14 protein-coding genes and 1 other annotated feature are annotated in these 14,792 nt (G+C 52.4%); of the genes, 13 read left to right on the forward strand and 1 reads right to left on the reverse strand.

The window, feature by feature from the left end:
• Window positions 1–391: 391 nt before the first annotated feature.
• From PHF27_RS09285 to PHF27_RS09345, 13 genes are all read left to right on the forward strand, one after another.
• Window positions 392–1,501 carry an NADH:flavin oxidoreductase gene (locus PHF27_RS09285; protein ID WP_300068937.1) on the forward strand — a complete coding sequence of 370 codons (1,110 nt, stop codon included), beginning with the start codon at window positions 392–394 and terminating at the stop codon, window positions 1,499–1,501.
• A gap of 67 nt (window positions 1,502–1,568) precedes the next feature.
• Window positions 1,569–1,823, forward strand: a binding site (T-box leader).
• Between the two features lie 159 nt (window positions 1,824–1,982).
• Window positions 1,983–2,954 (forward strand): bile acid:sodium symporter family protein, encoded by a 972-nt coding sequence (locus PHF27_RS09290; protein ID WP_300068940.1) that lies wholly within the window; start codon window positions 1,983–1,985, stop codon window positions 2,952–2,954.
• Window positions 2,955–3,419: 465 nt separating this feature from the next.
• A complete protein-coding gene (yqeB, locus tag PHF27_RS09295; RefSeq protein WP_300068943.1) occupies window positions 3,420–4,220 on the forward strand; it encodes a selenium-dependent molybdenum cofactor biosynthesis protein YqeB in 801 nt (266 codons plus the stop codon).
• Complete coding sequence (locus PHF27_RS09300; protein ID WP_300068946.1) at window positions 4,207–5,010, forward strand: XdhC family protein; 804 nt, start codon at window positions 4,207–4,209, stop codon at window positions 5,008–5,010. The genes yqeB and PHF27_RS09300 overlap by 14 nt, the downstream gene beginning before the upstream one ends.
• Window positions 4,979–5,290, forward strand: a complete 312-nt coding sequence (locus tag PHF27_RS09305; RefSeq protein ID WP_300068949.1) for an XdhC family protein — start codon at window positions 4,979–4,981, stop codon at window positions 5,288–5,290. Before PHF27_RS09300 ends, PHF27_RS09305 begins: the two co-directional genes overlap by 32 nt.
• Window positions 5,291–5,342: 52 nt before the next feature.
• Window positions 5,343–6,209 (forward strand): LysR family transcriptional regulator, encoded by an 867-nt coding sequence (locus tag PHF27_RS09310; RefSeq protein ID WP_300068952.1) that lies wholly within the window; start codon window positions 5,343–5,345, stop codon window positions 6,207–6,209.
• Between the two features lie 144 nt (window positions 6,210–6,353).
• Window positions 6,354–7,694 carry an aspartate aminotransferase family protein gene (locus tag PHF27_RS09315; RefSeq protein ID WP_300068954.1) on the forward strand — a complete coding sequence of 447 codons (1,341 nt, stop codon included), beginning with the start codon at window positions 6,354–6,356 and terminating at the stop codon, window positions 7,692–7,694.
• Window position 7,695: 1 nt separating this feature from the next.
• Window positions 7,696–8,517, forward strand: a complete 822-nt coding sequence (locus PHF27_RS09320) for a 3-keto-5-aminohexanoate cleavage protein (RefSeq protein ID WP_300068956.1) — start codon at window positions 7,696–7,698, stop codon at window positions 8,515–8,517.
• A complete protein-coding gene (atoD, locus tag PHF27_RS09325) occupies window positions 8,514–9,185 on the forward strand; it encodes an acetate CoA-transferase subunit alpha (protein WP_300068960.1) in 672 nt (223 codons plus the stop codon). The genes PHF27_RS09320 and atoD overlap by 4 nt, the downstream gene beginning before the upstream one ends.
• Complete coding sequence (locus PHF27_RS09330) at window positions 9,175–9,828, forward strand: 3-oxoacid CoA-transferase subunit B (protein ID WP_300068963.1); 654 nt, start codon at window positions 9,175–9,177, stop codon at window positions 9,826–9,828. The genes atoD and PHF27_RS09330 overlap by 11 nt, the downstream gene beginning before the upstream one ends.
• Entirely contained in the window at window positions 9,825–11,015 is a 1,191-nt protein-coding gene (locus tag PHF27_RS09335) for an acetyl-CoA C-acetyltransferase (protein ID WP_300068966.1), read from the forward strand. Before PHF27_RS09330 ends, PHF27_RS09335 begins: the two co-directional genes overlap by 4 nt.
• Before the next feature lie 459 nt (window positions 11,016–11,474).
• On the forward strand, window positions 11,475–12,857 hold the full coding sequence (locus PHF27_RS09340; protein ID WP_300068968.1) for a mannose-1-phosphate guanylyltransferase/mannose-6-phosphate isomerase: 1,383 nt from the start codon (window positions 11,475–11,477) through the stop codon (window positions 12,855–12,857).
• A gap of 32 nt (window positions 12,858–12,889) precedes the next feature.
• On the forward strand, window positions 12,890–14,263 hold the full coding sequence (locus PHF27_RS09345; protein WP_300068970.1) for a phosphomannomutase: 1,374 nt from the start codon (window positions 12,890–12,892) through the stop codon (window positions 14,261–14,263).
• Window positions 14,264–14,408: 145 nt separating this feature from the next.
• Here PHF27_RS09345 and PHF27_RS09350 read toward each other — a convergent pair.
• Window positions 14,409–14,792, reverse strand: a 384-nt coding sequence (locus tag PHF27_RS09350) for a cytochrome b/b6 domain-containing protein (RefSeq protein ID WP_300068973.1), incomplete at its 5' end; no start/stop codon positions are given.

Consider the following 14,792-nt stretch of genomic DNA (forward strand, 5'->3'; position numbering starts at 1 on the left):
CAAGCGCCTCGGTTATCGAACTCCAGACGACCTTTTCGAAGACTTTCTTGACTCTATTTATGCTGCTTAATTTAAACTACTGTTCTACTTTACCAAAGTGTTCAACTTGCACTTGCAATTTGCGGTTATATTCCGCCGGGAGGAACGCAGGAAATGATTTTTGTAGTGCCTGCACCGGTAAAATCGTGGAAAAGCTGGACTATGAACGCTAAATACGGTTACCATCGCCAAGGAGATGATGACTAAGATTTGGTTAAAACAGGCAAGATAATCCTATGTTCTTTTGGTGAGAACGGCAGGTTTTTTTGCCTGTTTTTCTAATTCTCTTAAAAGGCGTACATGTTGAGGTTGGAAGAAACCGGATAACGACTTAGGGAAAGAGGCGTGAAAGATGAAAAATTTGTTTTCTCCTTGTGTGATTGGTAAAATGGCGCTTAAAAATCGCTTTGTGCGTTCGGCGACGGAGGATTGGCTAGGCACGCCGGATGGCCGGATTACGGCGGAAAAGATGGCCTTGTATGAGCAATTGGCAACTGGCGGCGTGGGTACAATTATTACGGGCCACGCCTATGTGGCGCATCCGCATGGACGGGCGGCGCAAAAGCAAAACGGCATATGGGATGATAAGTATGTAGAGGGCTGGCGGGAGCTGGCACGGCTGGTTCATAAGCATGACGTGCGCTTAGTGTTGCAACTGGCCCATGCGGGGCGGCAAACGGCGCCGGAAATTATTGAAGGGGAAATGCCGGTGGCGCCAAGGGATCTTTTTGATGAAACAGGAGCCCGGACAGCGCGGGCGCTGACCGAGGCGGAATTGCAGCAATTGGCCCAGGATTATGCGGCGGCAGCGCGGCGAGCGAAGGAAGCTGGCTGCGACGGCGTGCAGCTCCATATGGCGCATGGCTATTTATTAGCGCAGTTTCTCTCGCCTTATACCAATCGCCGAGAAGATGAGTATGGCGGATCCTGGGAAAAGCGCGTTCGTTTTCCCTTAGAAGTAGTAGCATCTGTCCGTCAGGAGGTAGGCCCGGATTTTCCCCTTTGGATCAAGCTGAACAGCACAGATGGCTTGCCGGAAACTATGCAGCCCCAGCTGGCGCTGGCGGAGGTTGTGCAGTACGCTAAGCAATTTGCGGCAGCTTCTGTCGACGCCATTGAACTCAGCGGCGGCACGATCAAGGAAAACCGCCTGGTTATGGCCAAACCAGGCATCCGCACGGGTAAGGATGAAGCTTATTTTCAGGCGGCAGCGGCTGCGGTAAAGGCGGCGGTGGAAGTGCCGGTTATTTTAGTGGGAGGCATGCGTTCGCGCGCGGTTATGCAAGAGGCGATCAATGAAGGCAAGGCCGACTTGGTTTCCATGAGCCGCGCCTTTATTTGCGAGCCGGATTTAGTGAAACGCTTGGCGGCTGGGCAGGAGAAGGCTTCTTGCGTATCTTGCAACGGCTGTTTCAATCCTCAAGGCATTCGTTGTATTTTGCCGGACAAAAATAAGGCTTGACAGAAAATTTGTAAACGAGTATAGTAATAATCGTTACAAAGATATGTTTCTAAAAAATAAATACAAAATAAATGTAACGAGGGAGAACGTTGGTCAATCAAAATCGTTTCAGAGAGCCGGTGGTTGGTGCGAATCGGCAGCGAGGATTGGGCAAAAATCACTCCTGAACAGCAACGCTGAAATGCAAAAAGTAAGCCGCGCCGGCCTCAGCTCCGCAAGGAGTGCAACCGTTATCTTGCTAGGGTTGTTAGACCTGATGAGATGCAGACGTATTGTCTGTAAAAAGGGTGGTACCGCAGGAGTTTAGCCTCTTGCCCCTTTCAGTCTTTGGACTTGAAGGGGGCAGGGGGCTTTTTTGTCGTCCGGCGGCATGCGCAGCCGACGGACGCATAGAATACATGTTTAGATATGTGGATTCCGGAAACAGATGTCAAAACGTGAAGAAATACTATTAATATTTTATTGGGGAGTGTGCATTTTTATGAGGAAAGCATTAGAGAAAACAGCGGACTTTGTTTGTCGCTGGATGACATTATGGGTTGTTTTGTTTTCGGCATTGGCTTTTTTAAATCCAGAACCCTTCAAGCCGATTGGTAAATATATTTCTTATTTGCTGGGCGTTATTATGCTGGGCATGGGCTTGACCATGTCCTTGAAGGATTTTCGCCTGGTTTTTACGCGTCCCAAGGATGTATTCTACGGCGTCGTGCTGCGTTACTTGATTATGCCTGTAGTTGGCTTTCTGGTGGCGAAAGCCTTAGGCTTGCCGGCAGCTCTGGCGGCGGGCATGGTGCTCTTGGGTTCTTGCCCCAGCGGTACTGGCTCTAATGTTATGACCTATATCGCCAAAGGGGATACGGCGCTTTCCGTAACCGTTTCCAGCGTAAATACGGTCTTGGCGCCCTTTTTGACGCCGACTATTTTCTTGCTGTTGGCTGGAGCCATGATTCCCATTGATACGGAAGCGCTGCTCTGGGATATTGTAAAAATGGTGCTGATTCCGGTAACAGCCGGCGTATTGCTCCATATGGCGGCGCCCAAGCAAGTGGAAAAAGTCAGCAAAATAGTGCCTGTGTTATCGGTGGTCTGCATTATTACCATTCTTTCTTCGGTTGTGGCCCTGAACGCGGCTAAAATGGCGACAATGGCCTTGATTCTTTGTGTGGCGGTGGTGTTGCACAATGGCTTAGGCTTGTTGCTGGGCTATGGTTCGGCGCGGTCTTTGGGCATGCCGGAGGAAAAATCCCGGGCCGTATCTTTTGAGATCGGCATGGAAAACTCCGGTTTGACTGTCGCGCTGGCCTTGGCGCACTTGGATCCCATGGCGGCCTTGCCTGCGGCGATCTGCAGCATTTGGCAGTTTATCAGCGGCAGTTTGTTGGCAGGCTATTGGGCTCATAAGTCGGAACAAATGGAACTGCCGGAAGAGGCGGAAACGGCTGTCGCGAAATAGCGAGAAGGGTCGATTTGTTGAAAAGAAAGCAAGAATGCTATATAATACAATCAATCTTGTACATTTAACATGAAGGAGGTTGTTCCTGGCAAAGGAGCAGCCTCTTTTTTTACAGGCTGTGAGACTGAAAAATCCAGCTGAATGCTAGCGTCTTTGCATAGATCGGGCGGCACCCTTGGATTTGAGACAAGGTTTGCGCGCGCCTCGAAAAAGCTGTTTAAGTCGGCAGTTTCTTAACTCGCTGCGCTCAAACAGGCGAAACTGTGATCCGCCTTAACCGGCTTTTTCGTCCTGCGGAGCGTCTTGCTCCAACAAAAGTCTCAAATGCAATGGCCACCGCCGTAACCCTCATGCGGGTTCTCAGGTTCTCGCCGCGACTCTTGTTCAATCTCTATCCTTCGCTCTATTTCATTCACTTTTGTTCAAAACCTTATTCTTTGCGTCAGTGCAGTTAGGAGATACATCATGAAAAAGCTAGTATTGGTAAAAGGTGGCGGCGATTTGGCCAGCGGCATCGCCCACCGGTTGTTACGCTGCGGTTTTTCCGTAGTGATCAGCGAGTTGCCCCAGCCTACTGTCATTCGGCGGACGGTGGCTTTTGCACAGGCTGTATATGAAGGACGCTGCACGGTAGAGGGCGTCGAAGCTGTTTTGAGCAGCGCTGCGGAGGCGACGGCGGTAGCTGCAAGAGGCATTATTCCAGTGGTAGTCGATGCGGAAGGGGCATTGTGGCGTACCTTGCGCCCTTGGGCGTTGGTGGATGCGACCTTGGCAAAACGAAATACCGGTACATATAAAGAGCAGGCGGAACTTGTCATCGGCGTAGGTCCAGGGTTCACTGCACAGCAGGATGTGCATGCCGTGGTCGAAACCAACCGAGGCCATGATTTGGGCAGGGTTATCATGGAGGGCGCAGCTGCTCCCAACACAGGGGTCCCGGGCGCTATCGGCGGCTATACGCAAGAACGGGTACTGCGCGCGCCTGCGGCGGGACTGTTTCGCTGCGTACGGACAATCGGCGATACGGTCTGCGCCGGTGAAACTGTGGCCTATGCGGGGGAAGCGCCGGTTTGCACTCAAATTGCAGGGGTGCTGCGCGGCTTGCTGCGTGAGGGGCTGCTGGTAGACGCCGGCATGAAGGTAGCGGATGTCGATCCGCGCTGTCGGCAGGAGCATTGTTTCAGCATTTCTGACAAAGCCCGCGCTGTGGGCGGCGGCGTAGTGGAAGCACTGCTGTATTTGGGGAAAAACGATGAGTCATTTTGAAACTTTGGCCCAAGCGGCGCAAGATGGCGAACTGTTTGATGTGGTAACTTTAGTGGCTTGTCCGGAAGCGCAGGCTGTGGGGCAAATGCTCTTACTGTATCAAGATGGTCGACAAGATGGAACTATTTGGGACCAGGATTTTACGAAAAAACTAATAGATTATATACAAGAACAAAGCTGGCCGGGTCCAAAACTATTGCGGCTGGAGCATAGCACTGGCGGCTGTGGGCAGGTTTTTTGGGACCGCTTGCTGCCTGCTCGCAAGGCGATTATTTTCGGAGCCGGTCATATCAGCCGCGCTCTGGCGCAGATGCTGAGTCTCGTGGGGTTTGAGCTGATTGTGGTTGATGATCGACCAGAGTTTATGGCAGCGGCCTGGTTTCCAGCAGGGACGGAACTAGTGTGTCAGGATTTTGCCAAGGCGACAGTGCAACTGGCGGGGCGTATCGATGCCCAAACCGCTGTAGTATTGGCCACGCGCGGGCACCAGCATGATCTGTTATGTTTGCGGCTTTTGCAGGGAACGATGCCCGCGTACATGGGCATGCTGGGCAGCCGCCGGCGTGTGGCGGCTCTTTTTCGGCAATTGGCGGACGAAGATGTGCCAGAGGCTTGGCTGGCAAGGATTTATGCGCCAATTGGCTTGGATTTGGGTGCGCAGACGCCTGGGGAAATCGCACTTAGCATTGCGGCGGAACTTCTTGGGGTTTTGCAAAAGAAAAGCGCTCAGCCGCTGCGCTTGGCACAGGAGGTTTGGCATGGACGCAACGCTGTTGAGAAGCATTTGTGATTTTCAAAAGCAAGGCCAAAAGATCGTGTTGGTGACGATTGTTGAAACCAAAGGCTCGACGCCTCGCAAGGCTGGCAGTCAGATGCTGGTGCAGCCCGATGGCGTCGTACAAGGAACTATTGGCGGCGGCTGCGCCGAAGCTGAGGCGAAACAGCAGGCGCTTTTGGCGTTGCAGACCGGGAAAACGCACGTATATACGATAGAAATGCTGAATGCCGTGGCCGCTGATGAAGGCATGGTGTGCGGCGGGACGATGAGCTTGTTTGTGCAGGTGATTTGAGGTTTAATGTGAAGGATATATGCAGCAACTTACTCGGAAGGGAGGCGATATCATGGATTTGCGATTATTGCGCACGTTTCAGGCGGTAGCGGAACTGGAAAACATTACGCAGGCGGCGGAGCGCCTTAATTTTACGCAGCCAACAGTAACGGCGCAGATACGCCAACTGGAGGAGCATTTTGGAGTACGCCTTTTCGAACGCTTGGGCAAGCGTTTATACATTACCGAAGCAGGACGATTTTTAGCTTGTCAAAGCGCAAATTTGCTTGTTCTTTACGAGAAGCTGGAAGGGCAAATGCAGGACTTTACGGAGCGTCCGGAAGAAGTCCGTCTGGGAATCTCTTCGCCTTTGATGAATTATCATTTGTCATCGGTAGTGCGCCACTTTAGACGTGAGAAGGCCAATTTGTCCTTGCAGGTTGATTTGTGTCTTTCCGGGGCAGAGGTGGAAAACGGTCTCTTGAATAATCGATTTGATGTAGGATTGCTGCATGAAAAACCAGTGTCTTCTTTATTAAGTCCATTCTTTTGGAGGAAAGAAGCCATGATATGGGTGGGCTGCTTGGATATGGTTTCTTTGTGCCAGGGAAAACCACTTGCGGAATGGCCCTATCTATCGTTTCGTCCGGGAACGGTTATGCGCGAAAAATCGAAGGGCGCTATGCAGGAACAGGAGCCAGATTCTTTAGCCGAGTATAGCGATTCTGAAGGTGTGAAGCGGGCGGTTTTAGATGGTTTGGGTGTTGCTTTCTTACCGGAACGTCTGGTGCAGGCGGAAGTAGAGAATGGGTTTTTAGCGATACTAACGGATGCGCCGGCGGGACAGTTGGAATTATGGGCGGCGGTGCACCGGGATAAGGAAGAGACGCCGGGACGTAAGGAGCTTTTTGCCGCCTTGGGCATTGAGACAAAAAAATAATGCAAACCCTACGAGATCTGCTTAGCTAGCAGGTCTTTTTTTATATTGTTTTTTTCTATGAGACATATCGGCATTGTCAATTTCTCAAGGTCTGCGGCAGCATCTATGATAACTACAAAGCAAGAAAAGCTGGAGGAATGAGAAATGGATCATGTGTTTTATCGTAATGTAAGAAAGAATTATACCGAAGTGGAGCGCGGCGAAGGTATCTATTTGTATGACAAACAAGGGAAACGCTATATTGACGCTTGCTCCGGCGCGGCGGTGAGCAATTTGGGGCATGCGCATCCTCGTATTGTCAAGGCGATGCACGAACAAGCGCAAAAAGTGGCTTTCAGCCATTTATCCCGCTGGACATCCGATCCGATTCGGGAGCTGTCGAATCGAGTGGCGCAGTTGGCTCCGGGAAGCCTGAATCGTCTTTATTTGGTGTCCGGCGGCTCGGAAGCTACTGAGGCAGCGTTGAAAATGGCCAGACAGTATTACCTGGAGCGGGATGGGAAAAGCAGCAAGTATCGGGTGATTTCCCGCTGGAAAAGCTTTCATGGCAATACCATTGGCTCCCTTTCTATGACCGGAGATAAACGGCGAAAAAAATACACCCCCTTGTTGCTCGACTTTCCTCATATTGCGCCAGCCTATTGCTATCGCTGTCCGTTTGGCAAGGAGCAGGCTACTTGCGGCGTGGAATGCGCTTATGATTTGGAACGTGTTATCAAAATGGAAGGAGCGGACAGCATTGCCGCCTTTATTGCGGAAACCGTGGGCGGCGCAGCTTGCGGCGCGTTGGTGCCGCATCCGGACTATTTCCGCATTATCCGGGAAATCTGCGATAAATATGACATTTTGTTTATTGCTGATGAAGTTATGGCTGGCTTTGGCCGTACAGGCACACTGTTTAGCATTGACGCCTGGGGCGTAGTGCCGGACATGGTTTGCGTGGCCAAAGGCATGAGCGCCGGTTATTCGCCGCTTGGCGGCGTAGTGGCCAAGGAAGAAATTTATCAGACCTTCTGTCAAGGCAGCGGTGTTTTTGTGCATGGTCATACCTATGGCGGCAATCCGCTGTCTGCGGCGGTGGCTAATGAAGTCGTGCAGGTGTTGGTTGAGGAAGACTTGGCCGGTAATGCTGCAGTTGTCGGTGAATATTTGCTGTTGAAGCTGCAGCAAGCGTTGCATAAATACTGGTTTGTAGGCGATGTGCGCGGCAAGGGACTGATGCTTGGAGTTGAATTAGTGCAGGATAAAGCGACGAAAGAGCCTTTTCCAGCGGCCATGGGCTTGGCGGAAAAATTAACAAACTTATTGATGGAGCAAGGGGTTATTGTTTATCCGGGTACTGGCGGCGCCGACGGAGAAAACGGCGACCATTTCTTGCTTGCGCCGCCTTTGATCCTGATGAAAGAGCAAGCCGATGAATTGCTGGAAGGCTTAGAAAAAGGTTTTGTCGTTTTTGCAGCCCAATTGGAACAGGGAGGTCGCTGAAATGGAAAAGCTGATTATTACCATAGCCCCTACCGGCAATGTGCCGACTAAGGAAATGACGCCCCATGTGCCGGTAACAGCGGCGGAAATAGTGGCTGATGTAGAAGCGTGCTTTGCCGCCGGCGCGGCAGTAGCTCATTTGCACGCGCGGGATGAGGCTGGTGCGCCGACGCATCGAGTGGAGGTATTTCAAAAGATCCTGGCGGCCTTGGATGCTTCCGGCTGTCCGATTGTTCGCCAGCTTTCTACAGGCGCCAGAGCGGCCCGTACAGGAGAAGAGCGGGCGGAGGTGCTTGCTCTTACGGCGGATTCGGCCAGTTTGGCGACGGGGTCTTCCAATTTTCCCCGCAGCGCCAATGTGAACGAGCCAGCGTTGATTGAACATTTAGCCAAGGAAATGATCCAGAAAGGTATCAAACCGGAGTGCGAAGTATTTGACGCCGCCATGGTGCCCAATGCAATTTCTTTAGCGAAGGCAGGTCTTTTGCAAGAGCCGTTGGTGTTTAACCTGGTCTTGGGAGTGAAAGGAGCTTTGCCGGCTACCGCTCGCAATCTACTCTTTTTGGTTGAAGCGTTGCCGCCTGGTGCGGTCTGGAGCGTCGCGGTAGTTGGTCCGCAGCATGTGCCGCTTTCGATGATGGCAATGGCTTTGGGCGGTCATGTTCGGGTTGGGGTGGAAGATAATATTTACTATGAAAAAGGCGTGCTGGCCACTAACGCCATGTTAGTCAAACGGATTGCCTCGCTGGCCAGCGCTATGGGGAGAGACTTGGCGACTCCGGCGGATGTGCGCCGTATATGGGGCGTGGAGGGAGGACTATGAAAAAAGACAAGCGTTGCTCATTGGCGGAAGCGGCAGCCCTGGTACAAGACGGTATGACTGTTATGGTTGGCGGCTTTCTTGGCGTAGGTACGCCGGAAGCGTTGATCGACGCCCTTGTGGACCGAAAGGTCCGCAAACTGACGCTAATTGCAAATGACACGTCCTTTGTAGATAAAGGCGTGGGCAAACTAATTGCAGCCGGATGTGTGGAAAAGGTTATTGCTTCTCATATCGGCACAAATGGAGAAACAGGACGGCAATATTTGGCCGGGGAATTGAGCGTGGAATTAGTGCCGCAAGGGACACTGGCCGAGCGGATTCGCTGCGGCGGCGCCGGCTTGGGAGGCGTTTTGACGCCGGTAGGGCTGGGGACTGTGGTGGAGGAAGGAAAAAAGAAGATTATTTCAGGAACACGTGAATATTTGTTGGAGCTTCCTTTGCGGGCGGAGGTAGCTTTGCTTCAAGCCCGCCGCGCAGATACGTATGGGAATCTTATATATGACCAAACAGCGCGCAACTTTAATCCGTTGATGGCTTTGGCGGCGGATGTAGTAGCAGTGCTTGCAGAGGAAGTGACTCCGGTAGGAACTTTATTGCCGGATTCGGTAGCGACCCCAGGTATTGTCGTGGACTATGTGGTTGCGGGAGGAAAAGATAATGGATGCTAAAACGCGCATAGCCCGACGCGTGGCGTTGGAGATGACCGATGGCGACGTGGTGAATTTGGGTATTGGATTGCCGACGCAGGTAGTGCAGCATTTGCCGTCAGGCGTAGAAGTGATGGTGCAGTCGGAAAATGGTTTTGTCGGTTTAGGGGCTGTAGGGCAGCAGGATGCCAATCTGGTGGATGCGGGCGGACAGCCTGCGGGCCTGGTGCCGGGGGCGGCCATGTTTGACAGCGCCATGTCTTTTGCTCTGATTCGGGGCGGTCATATTGATGTGACGGTTCTGGGGGGGCTGGAAGTGGACCAAGAAGGAAATTTGGCTAACTGGATGGTCCCTGGACAGCGCGTGCCCGGCATGGGGGGCGCTATGGACTTGGTGAACGGCGCTCGCAAGGTGATTGTAGCGATGGAACATTGCACGAAAAAAGGGCAGTCCAAAATTCTGCGACAATGTACGCTGCCGTTGACAGGCCGTCAGGTTGTGGACGTCTTGGTAACGGAGCTGGCTGTTTTTTCTTGGGGCGCCGAGGGGATGGTGCTGCAGGAACTGGCGTCGGAAGTAACTGTGGCGGATGTTCGTGATAAAACGCTGGCGGAATTTTCGGTATCGCCGAACTTGCAGACGATGAAAGGGGCAATGATATGAGCAGAGAAAGAGAAGCGGTTATTGTCAGTGCCGTAAGAACTCCTGTGGGTTCCTTTCAAGGCGCATTGGCGGCGTTGAGTGCGGTGGAATTGGGCGGGCTGGTGATCAAAGAAGCGGTGCGTCGAGCTGGGGTAGCGCCGGAATTAGTCGAAGAAATTGTTTTCGGTCAAGTCCTGCAGGCGGGGCAAGGGCAGAATCCGGCCCGACAGGCGGCGTTGAAAGCTGGCTTGTCCACAGAAGCGGCGGCCTGCACTATCAATAAAGTCTGCGGTTCCGGACTCAAAAGCGTGAACTTGGCGGCCCAAGCCATTGCGGCGGGCGATGCGGACATCGTTGTGGCCGGAGGCATGGAAAGCATGTCCAATGCGCCGTACTTGCTGGATTCTCGTGCGCGCAGCGGCTGTCGCATGGGGCACGGGCAAACGAAGGATGTCATGATTCAAGACGGTTTATGGTGCGCCTTTAATGACTATCATATGGGAATTACCGCAGAAAATGTGGCTAACCATTATGGGATCAGCCGTTTGGCGCAGGATGAGCTGGCGGCGGCTTCTCAGGCCAAAGCGGCAGCGGCGCAAGCCCAAGGCGCTTTTGCAGCGGAGCTGATGCCTGTAGAAATTGTGGGACGCAAAGGAACGACGCTGGTAGAGTGTGATGAGCATCCGCGGTCTGAAACAACGATGGAAACCTTGCAGCGACTTAAACCGGCTTTTTTGGACGGCGGTACGGTTACCGCAGGCAATGCATCTGGACTCAATGACGGAGCGGCGGCGCTGGTGGTGATGAGCCGCTCAAAAGCCGATTTTTTGGGGCTACGGCCCTTGGCCCGTATTCTTTCTTATGGCGATGGCGGCGTAGAGCCTGGCATGATGGGGATGGGCCCTGTGCCGGCAACGCGGCAGGCTTTGGCGAAGGCGGGGCTGGAGGTGCGGGACTTAGAGCTTATTGAAGCAAACGAAGCATTTGCGGCGCAAAGCTTAGCCGTGGCCAAAGAGTTGGGCTTTGCACCGGAGAAAGTCAATGTTCATGGCGGCGCCATTGCATTAGGGCATCCTATCGGCGCCAGCGGCGCTCGGATTTTGACAACATTGATTCATGCACTGCATAGGCATAATAAAAAGATTGGCCTGGCGACTCTTTGCGTAGGCGGCGGGCAAGGCGTGGCGACAATTATAGAGCGAGAATAATCTTCCCATAAAGAGAAGGGCTGTGTTGAAACTTAGTTTCGGCACAGTCCCTTCTTTTTTCTTACAATATCAGAATTGAGAGGTTGAAACAGGAGGCACGGCAAGGGGGTGTGGATAACGAACCGCGAAATACACGAAAGACACGAAAGGGGTTTATAAGAGTATAAATACAGTCACGGCCGCCGCAGCCTCCGTCGTACCCTCTAGCGCCGTCGTACTCCTGTTCCATCCGGCTTTTCTCTGTTAACTCTGGCCTTTCCTTTGCTTCTCTGTGTAAACCGTGCCCCGTAACCCTCCATCGTGCCCTCCCGTGACTATCGAGACTCTTGTTCAATCTCTTTGCTCTCAAAGGACCGCGCAGCGGTTTTTCTTAGCGGGAAGGAATTACCGCGGCTGGCGCAGAAAAGAATAAACTCAGATACAATTATTGGACAATTGTGGAAGGAGACTTCTTGTTATATGAAAATGGTAATTCTAGCTGGTGGCGGCGGGACTCGGCTGTTTCCGTTATCCCGCAAAACCATGCCCAAACAATTTTTATCGTTGGGTACGGACAAATCTTTGCTGTGCCAAGCTGTCGGAAGGCTAAAGGGGATTGTTAAGCAGGAAGACATTTTGGTAGTGACCAATCAAGAACAACTGCATCATGTTAAAACGGAATTGGCCATCTGCGGCGCGCCTAAGGCTCACATTGTGACTGAACCGGTGCCTCGCAATACCGCGCCAGCAATCGCGCTGGCGATGGCCTATTGCCGGGAAGAGTTGAACGCCGGAGACGATGAAGTGTTGCTTGTTTGTCCTGCGGATCACATTATTCGCCCGCCGGAGTCCTTTCAGCAGGCGGCGAAGGAGGGTGTGAAGGCGGCCAAACTGGGGCATCTAGTAACCTTTGGCGTTCGACCGGCCAAGGCGGAAACCGGCTATGGATATATTCAGGCGGGTACGCCTTGCGACGGCGGTTTTCGTGTAGAATCGTTCAAAGAAAAACCGGATGAAAAAACGGCCCAGGAGTATCTGGAAGCAGGAAATTACTATTGGAACTCCGGCATGTTTGCCTTTTCGATGGGTACGATGCGGCAAGAGCTTGCAGCGCATCAGCCGGATATTGCCGAGCTTTTAGCGCTTGATCTTGAGTCGCTGCGTGAACGCTTTGCAGAGATGCCGGATATCTCTATTGACTATGCCGTAGCGGAGAAATCAACGCAGGTGCTGACCATTCCGTTTGGCGGCTATTGGAATGATATTGGCTCATGGGATGCGATTTACGATGTGCTTCCGAAGGACGGCGACGGCAACGCCATAGCCGGAGACTGTATGGCGCTGGATTGTAAAAATTCGCTGCTTTTAGGACGCAGCCGTCTGATTGCCGGGATTGGCCTGGAGGACGTGTTGGTTGTGGAAACCGACGATGTGATTTTGGTGGCAGGCAAGGGCGAGTCGCAAAAGGTAAAAGACTTAGTGGCGGAGCTGAAAAGCTTGGGCCGCAAGGAAGCGGAGGAACATACCACAGTGTATCGTCCGTGGGGGAGCTATAGCGTGCTGGGGGAAGGTCCTGGATATAAAATGAAGCGCATTGTAGTCAATCCCGGCGGCTGCCTGAGCTTGCAAATGCATTACCATCGCAGCGAGCATTGGATTGTTACAGGAGGAACCGCCAAGGTTACTGTGGGCGATGAGGTACGCATGGTGCATGAAAATGAAAGTATTTTTGTGCCTCAAAGCACCAAACATCGTTTGGAGAATCCCGGGAGGATCCCGCTGGCAATTATTGAAGTACAGAACGGCAGTTACTTGGGCGAGGATGACATCGTCCGTTTCGAAGACGTTTACGGCAGAGCCTGAATAAGGCTAACTATAAAAAAGGAGGATTAGGCATGAATTTGACTAAGGCAGCTTTTAAAGCGTATGACATCCGGGGACGGGTGCCGGAGGAATTGAATGAGGAGCTGGCATACCGTGTCGGCCGAGTTTTTGCACAAATGTATGCGGCGGAAAAAGTGGTAGTAGGGCGCGATGTGCGCCTGTCCAGTGAAAAACTCACTATAGCCCTTAGTGAGGGGCTCAGCGACGGCGGCTGCGAAGTTATGAATATTGGCTTATGCGGTACGGAAATGGTTTATTTTGCGACATCCCATCTAAAAGCGGACGGCGGCATCATGGTAACCGCCAGTCATAATCCGATGGACTATAATGGTTTGAAACTGGTGCGCAAAGAATCGCGTCCCATTTCCGGCGATACAGGGCTTAAAGAGATTGCCCAGCGTGCGGTGGAAGAAGAATGGAAGCATGAAGTGGAGCCGGGGAAAAGTAAAGGGTTTATTATGCCCAGGCTGATTATGGAGTCGTATATCCGGCATCTTTTGACGTATATCAACCGCATGAAGCTAAAACCGCTCAAAGTGGTAGTGAATGCCGGCAACGGCTGCGCTGGTCCTGTTTTGGATGCGTTGGAGACTTGGCTGCCCTTGCAGTTCATCAAGGTAAACCATCGCCCGGACGGCAATTTTCCTAATGGTATTCCGAACCCTTTGTTGATAGAAAATCGTGAGGCGACGGCGGCGGTAGTACGGGAGCATAAGGCGGATTTGGGCGTTGCTTGGGACGGCGATTTTGACCGCTGCTTTTTATTTGACGAGACAGGCGCGTTTATTGAAGGCTACTATATGGTGGGCTTTTTGGCGGAAGCTTTCTTGCGCAAGAATCCAGGGGCTAAAATCATTCATGACCCCCGCTTGACTTGGAACACTGTGGAAATGACGGAAGCTTTGGGCGGCGTGCCGGTGCTTTCCAAGAGCGGCCATGCTTTTATCAAAGAGCGCATGCGCTCAGAAGACGCCGTCTATGGCGGTGAAATGTCAGCGCATCATTATTTCAGAGACTTTGCGTACTGCGACAGCGGCATGATTCCTTGGCTGCTGGTGGTGGAGAGTATGTGCCTCACAGGTAAGCCGTTATCCGCGCTGGTGGCGGAGCGAGTGGCAAAATTTCCCTGCAGCGGTGAAATCAATCGGCGAGTGGCGGACGGCAAGGAAGTCATTAGTCGTATTGAAAGCGCCTATGCAGTTGGCGAAGCCCAAGTGGACTACACTGACGGCATTAGCATTGAATATGAGAAGTGGCGCTTCAATGTGCGCATGTCCAATACGGAGCCGGTGCTGCGTCTCAATGTGGAAACAAGAAGCGATGCGGCGCTGCTGGAAGCCAAGACCCAGGAACTGCTGGCCTTAATTGGCGGCGAGCCTGCGTAAGCAAATGAAAATGCCCTTATCAGCCTTCAAAGCTGACAAGGGCATTTTTTAATATACCAGATTTTGCAAAACGAACCGCGAAATACACGAAAAACGTGAAAGGGGGGTTAAGATATTGTTCAATCTTTGCGCTCTGCCTTTCGTTTTAACCGAGGCTTTGCTCCTGGAGCGCCTGCTCCTGGGGAGCGTCGTCGGAGACTAGCGGTTCTACATGGCGTTCGACCCAGAGGGGACTGTGTTTTTCGGCTACCGCCAAAGGAATGGTGCCGTCGCCGAACATGGATTTAAATTCCGCCTGGTTATAAATCCCTAAACCAATGTGAGCCAGCGTAGAAACTCCCAAAAGCAGACCGATCCATTCGTGCCCTAAGCCCAGCCAATAAGCGATTTCGCGGGGGGTTATCGGCAAGAATGCATACAAAAGCCAGCCGCTGACCATGAGAAAAATGCCGCCGTGGAGCATGAGGGCGCCCATGCTTTTTTGGCCGGAATTCATTTTATCCATAGGCGGGACAGGGATTTCCTTTTT

The sequence above is a fragment of the Anaeromusa sp. genome, from assembly GCF_028691475.1.
GTDB lineage: Bacteria > Bacillota > Negativicutes > Anaeromusales > Anaeromusaceae > Anaeromusa.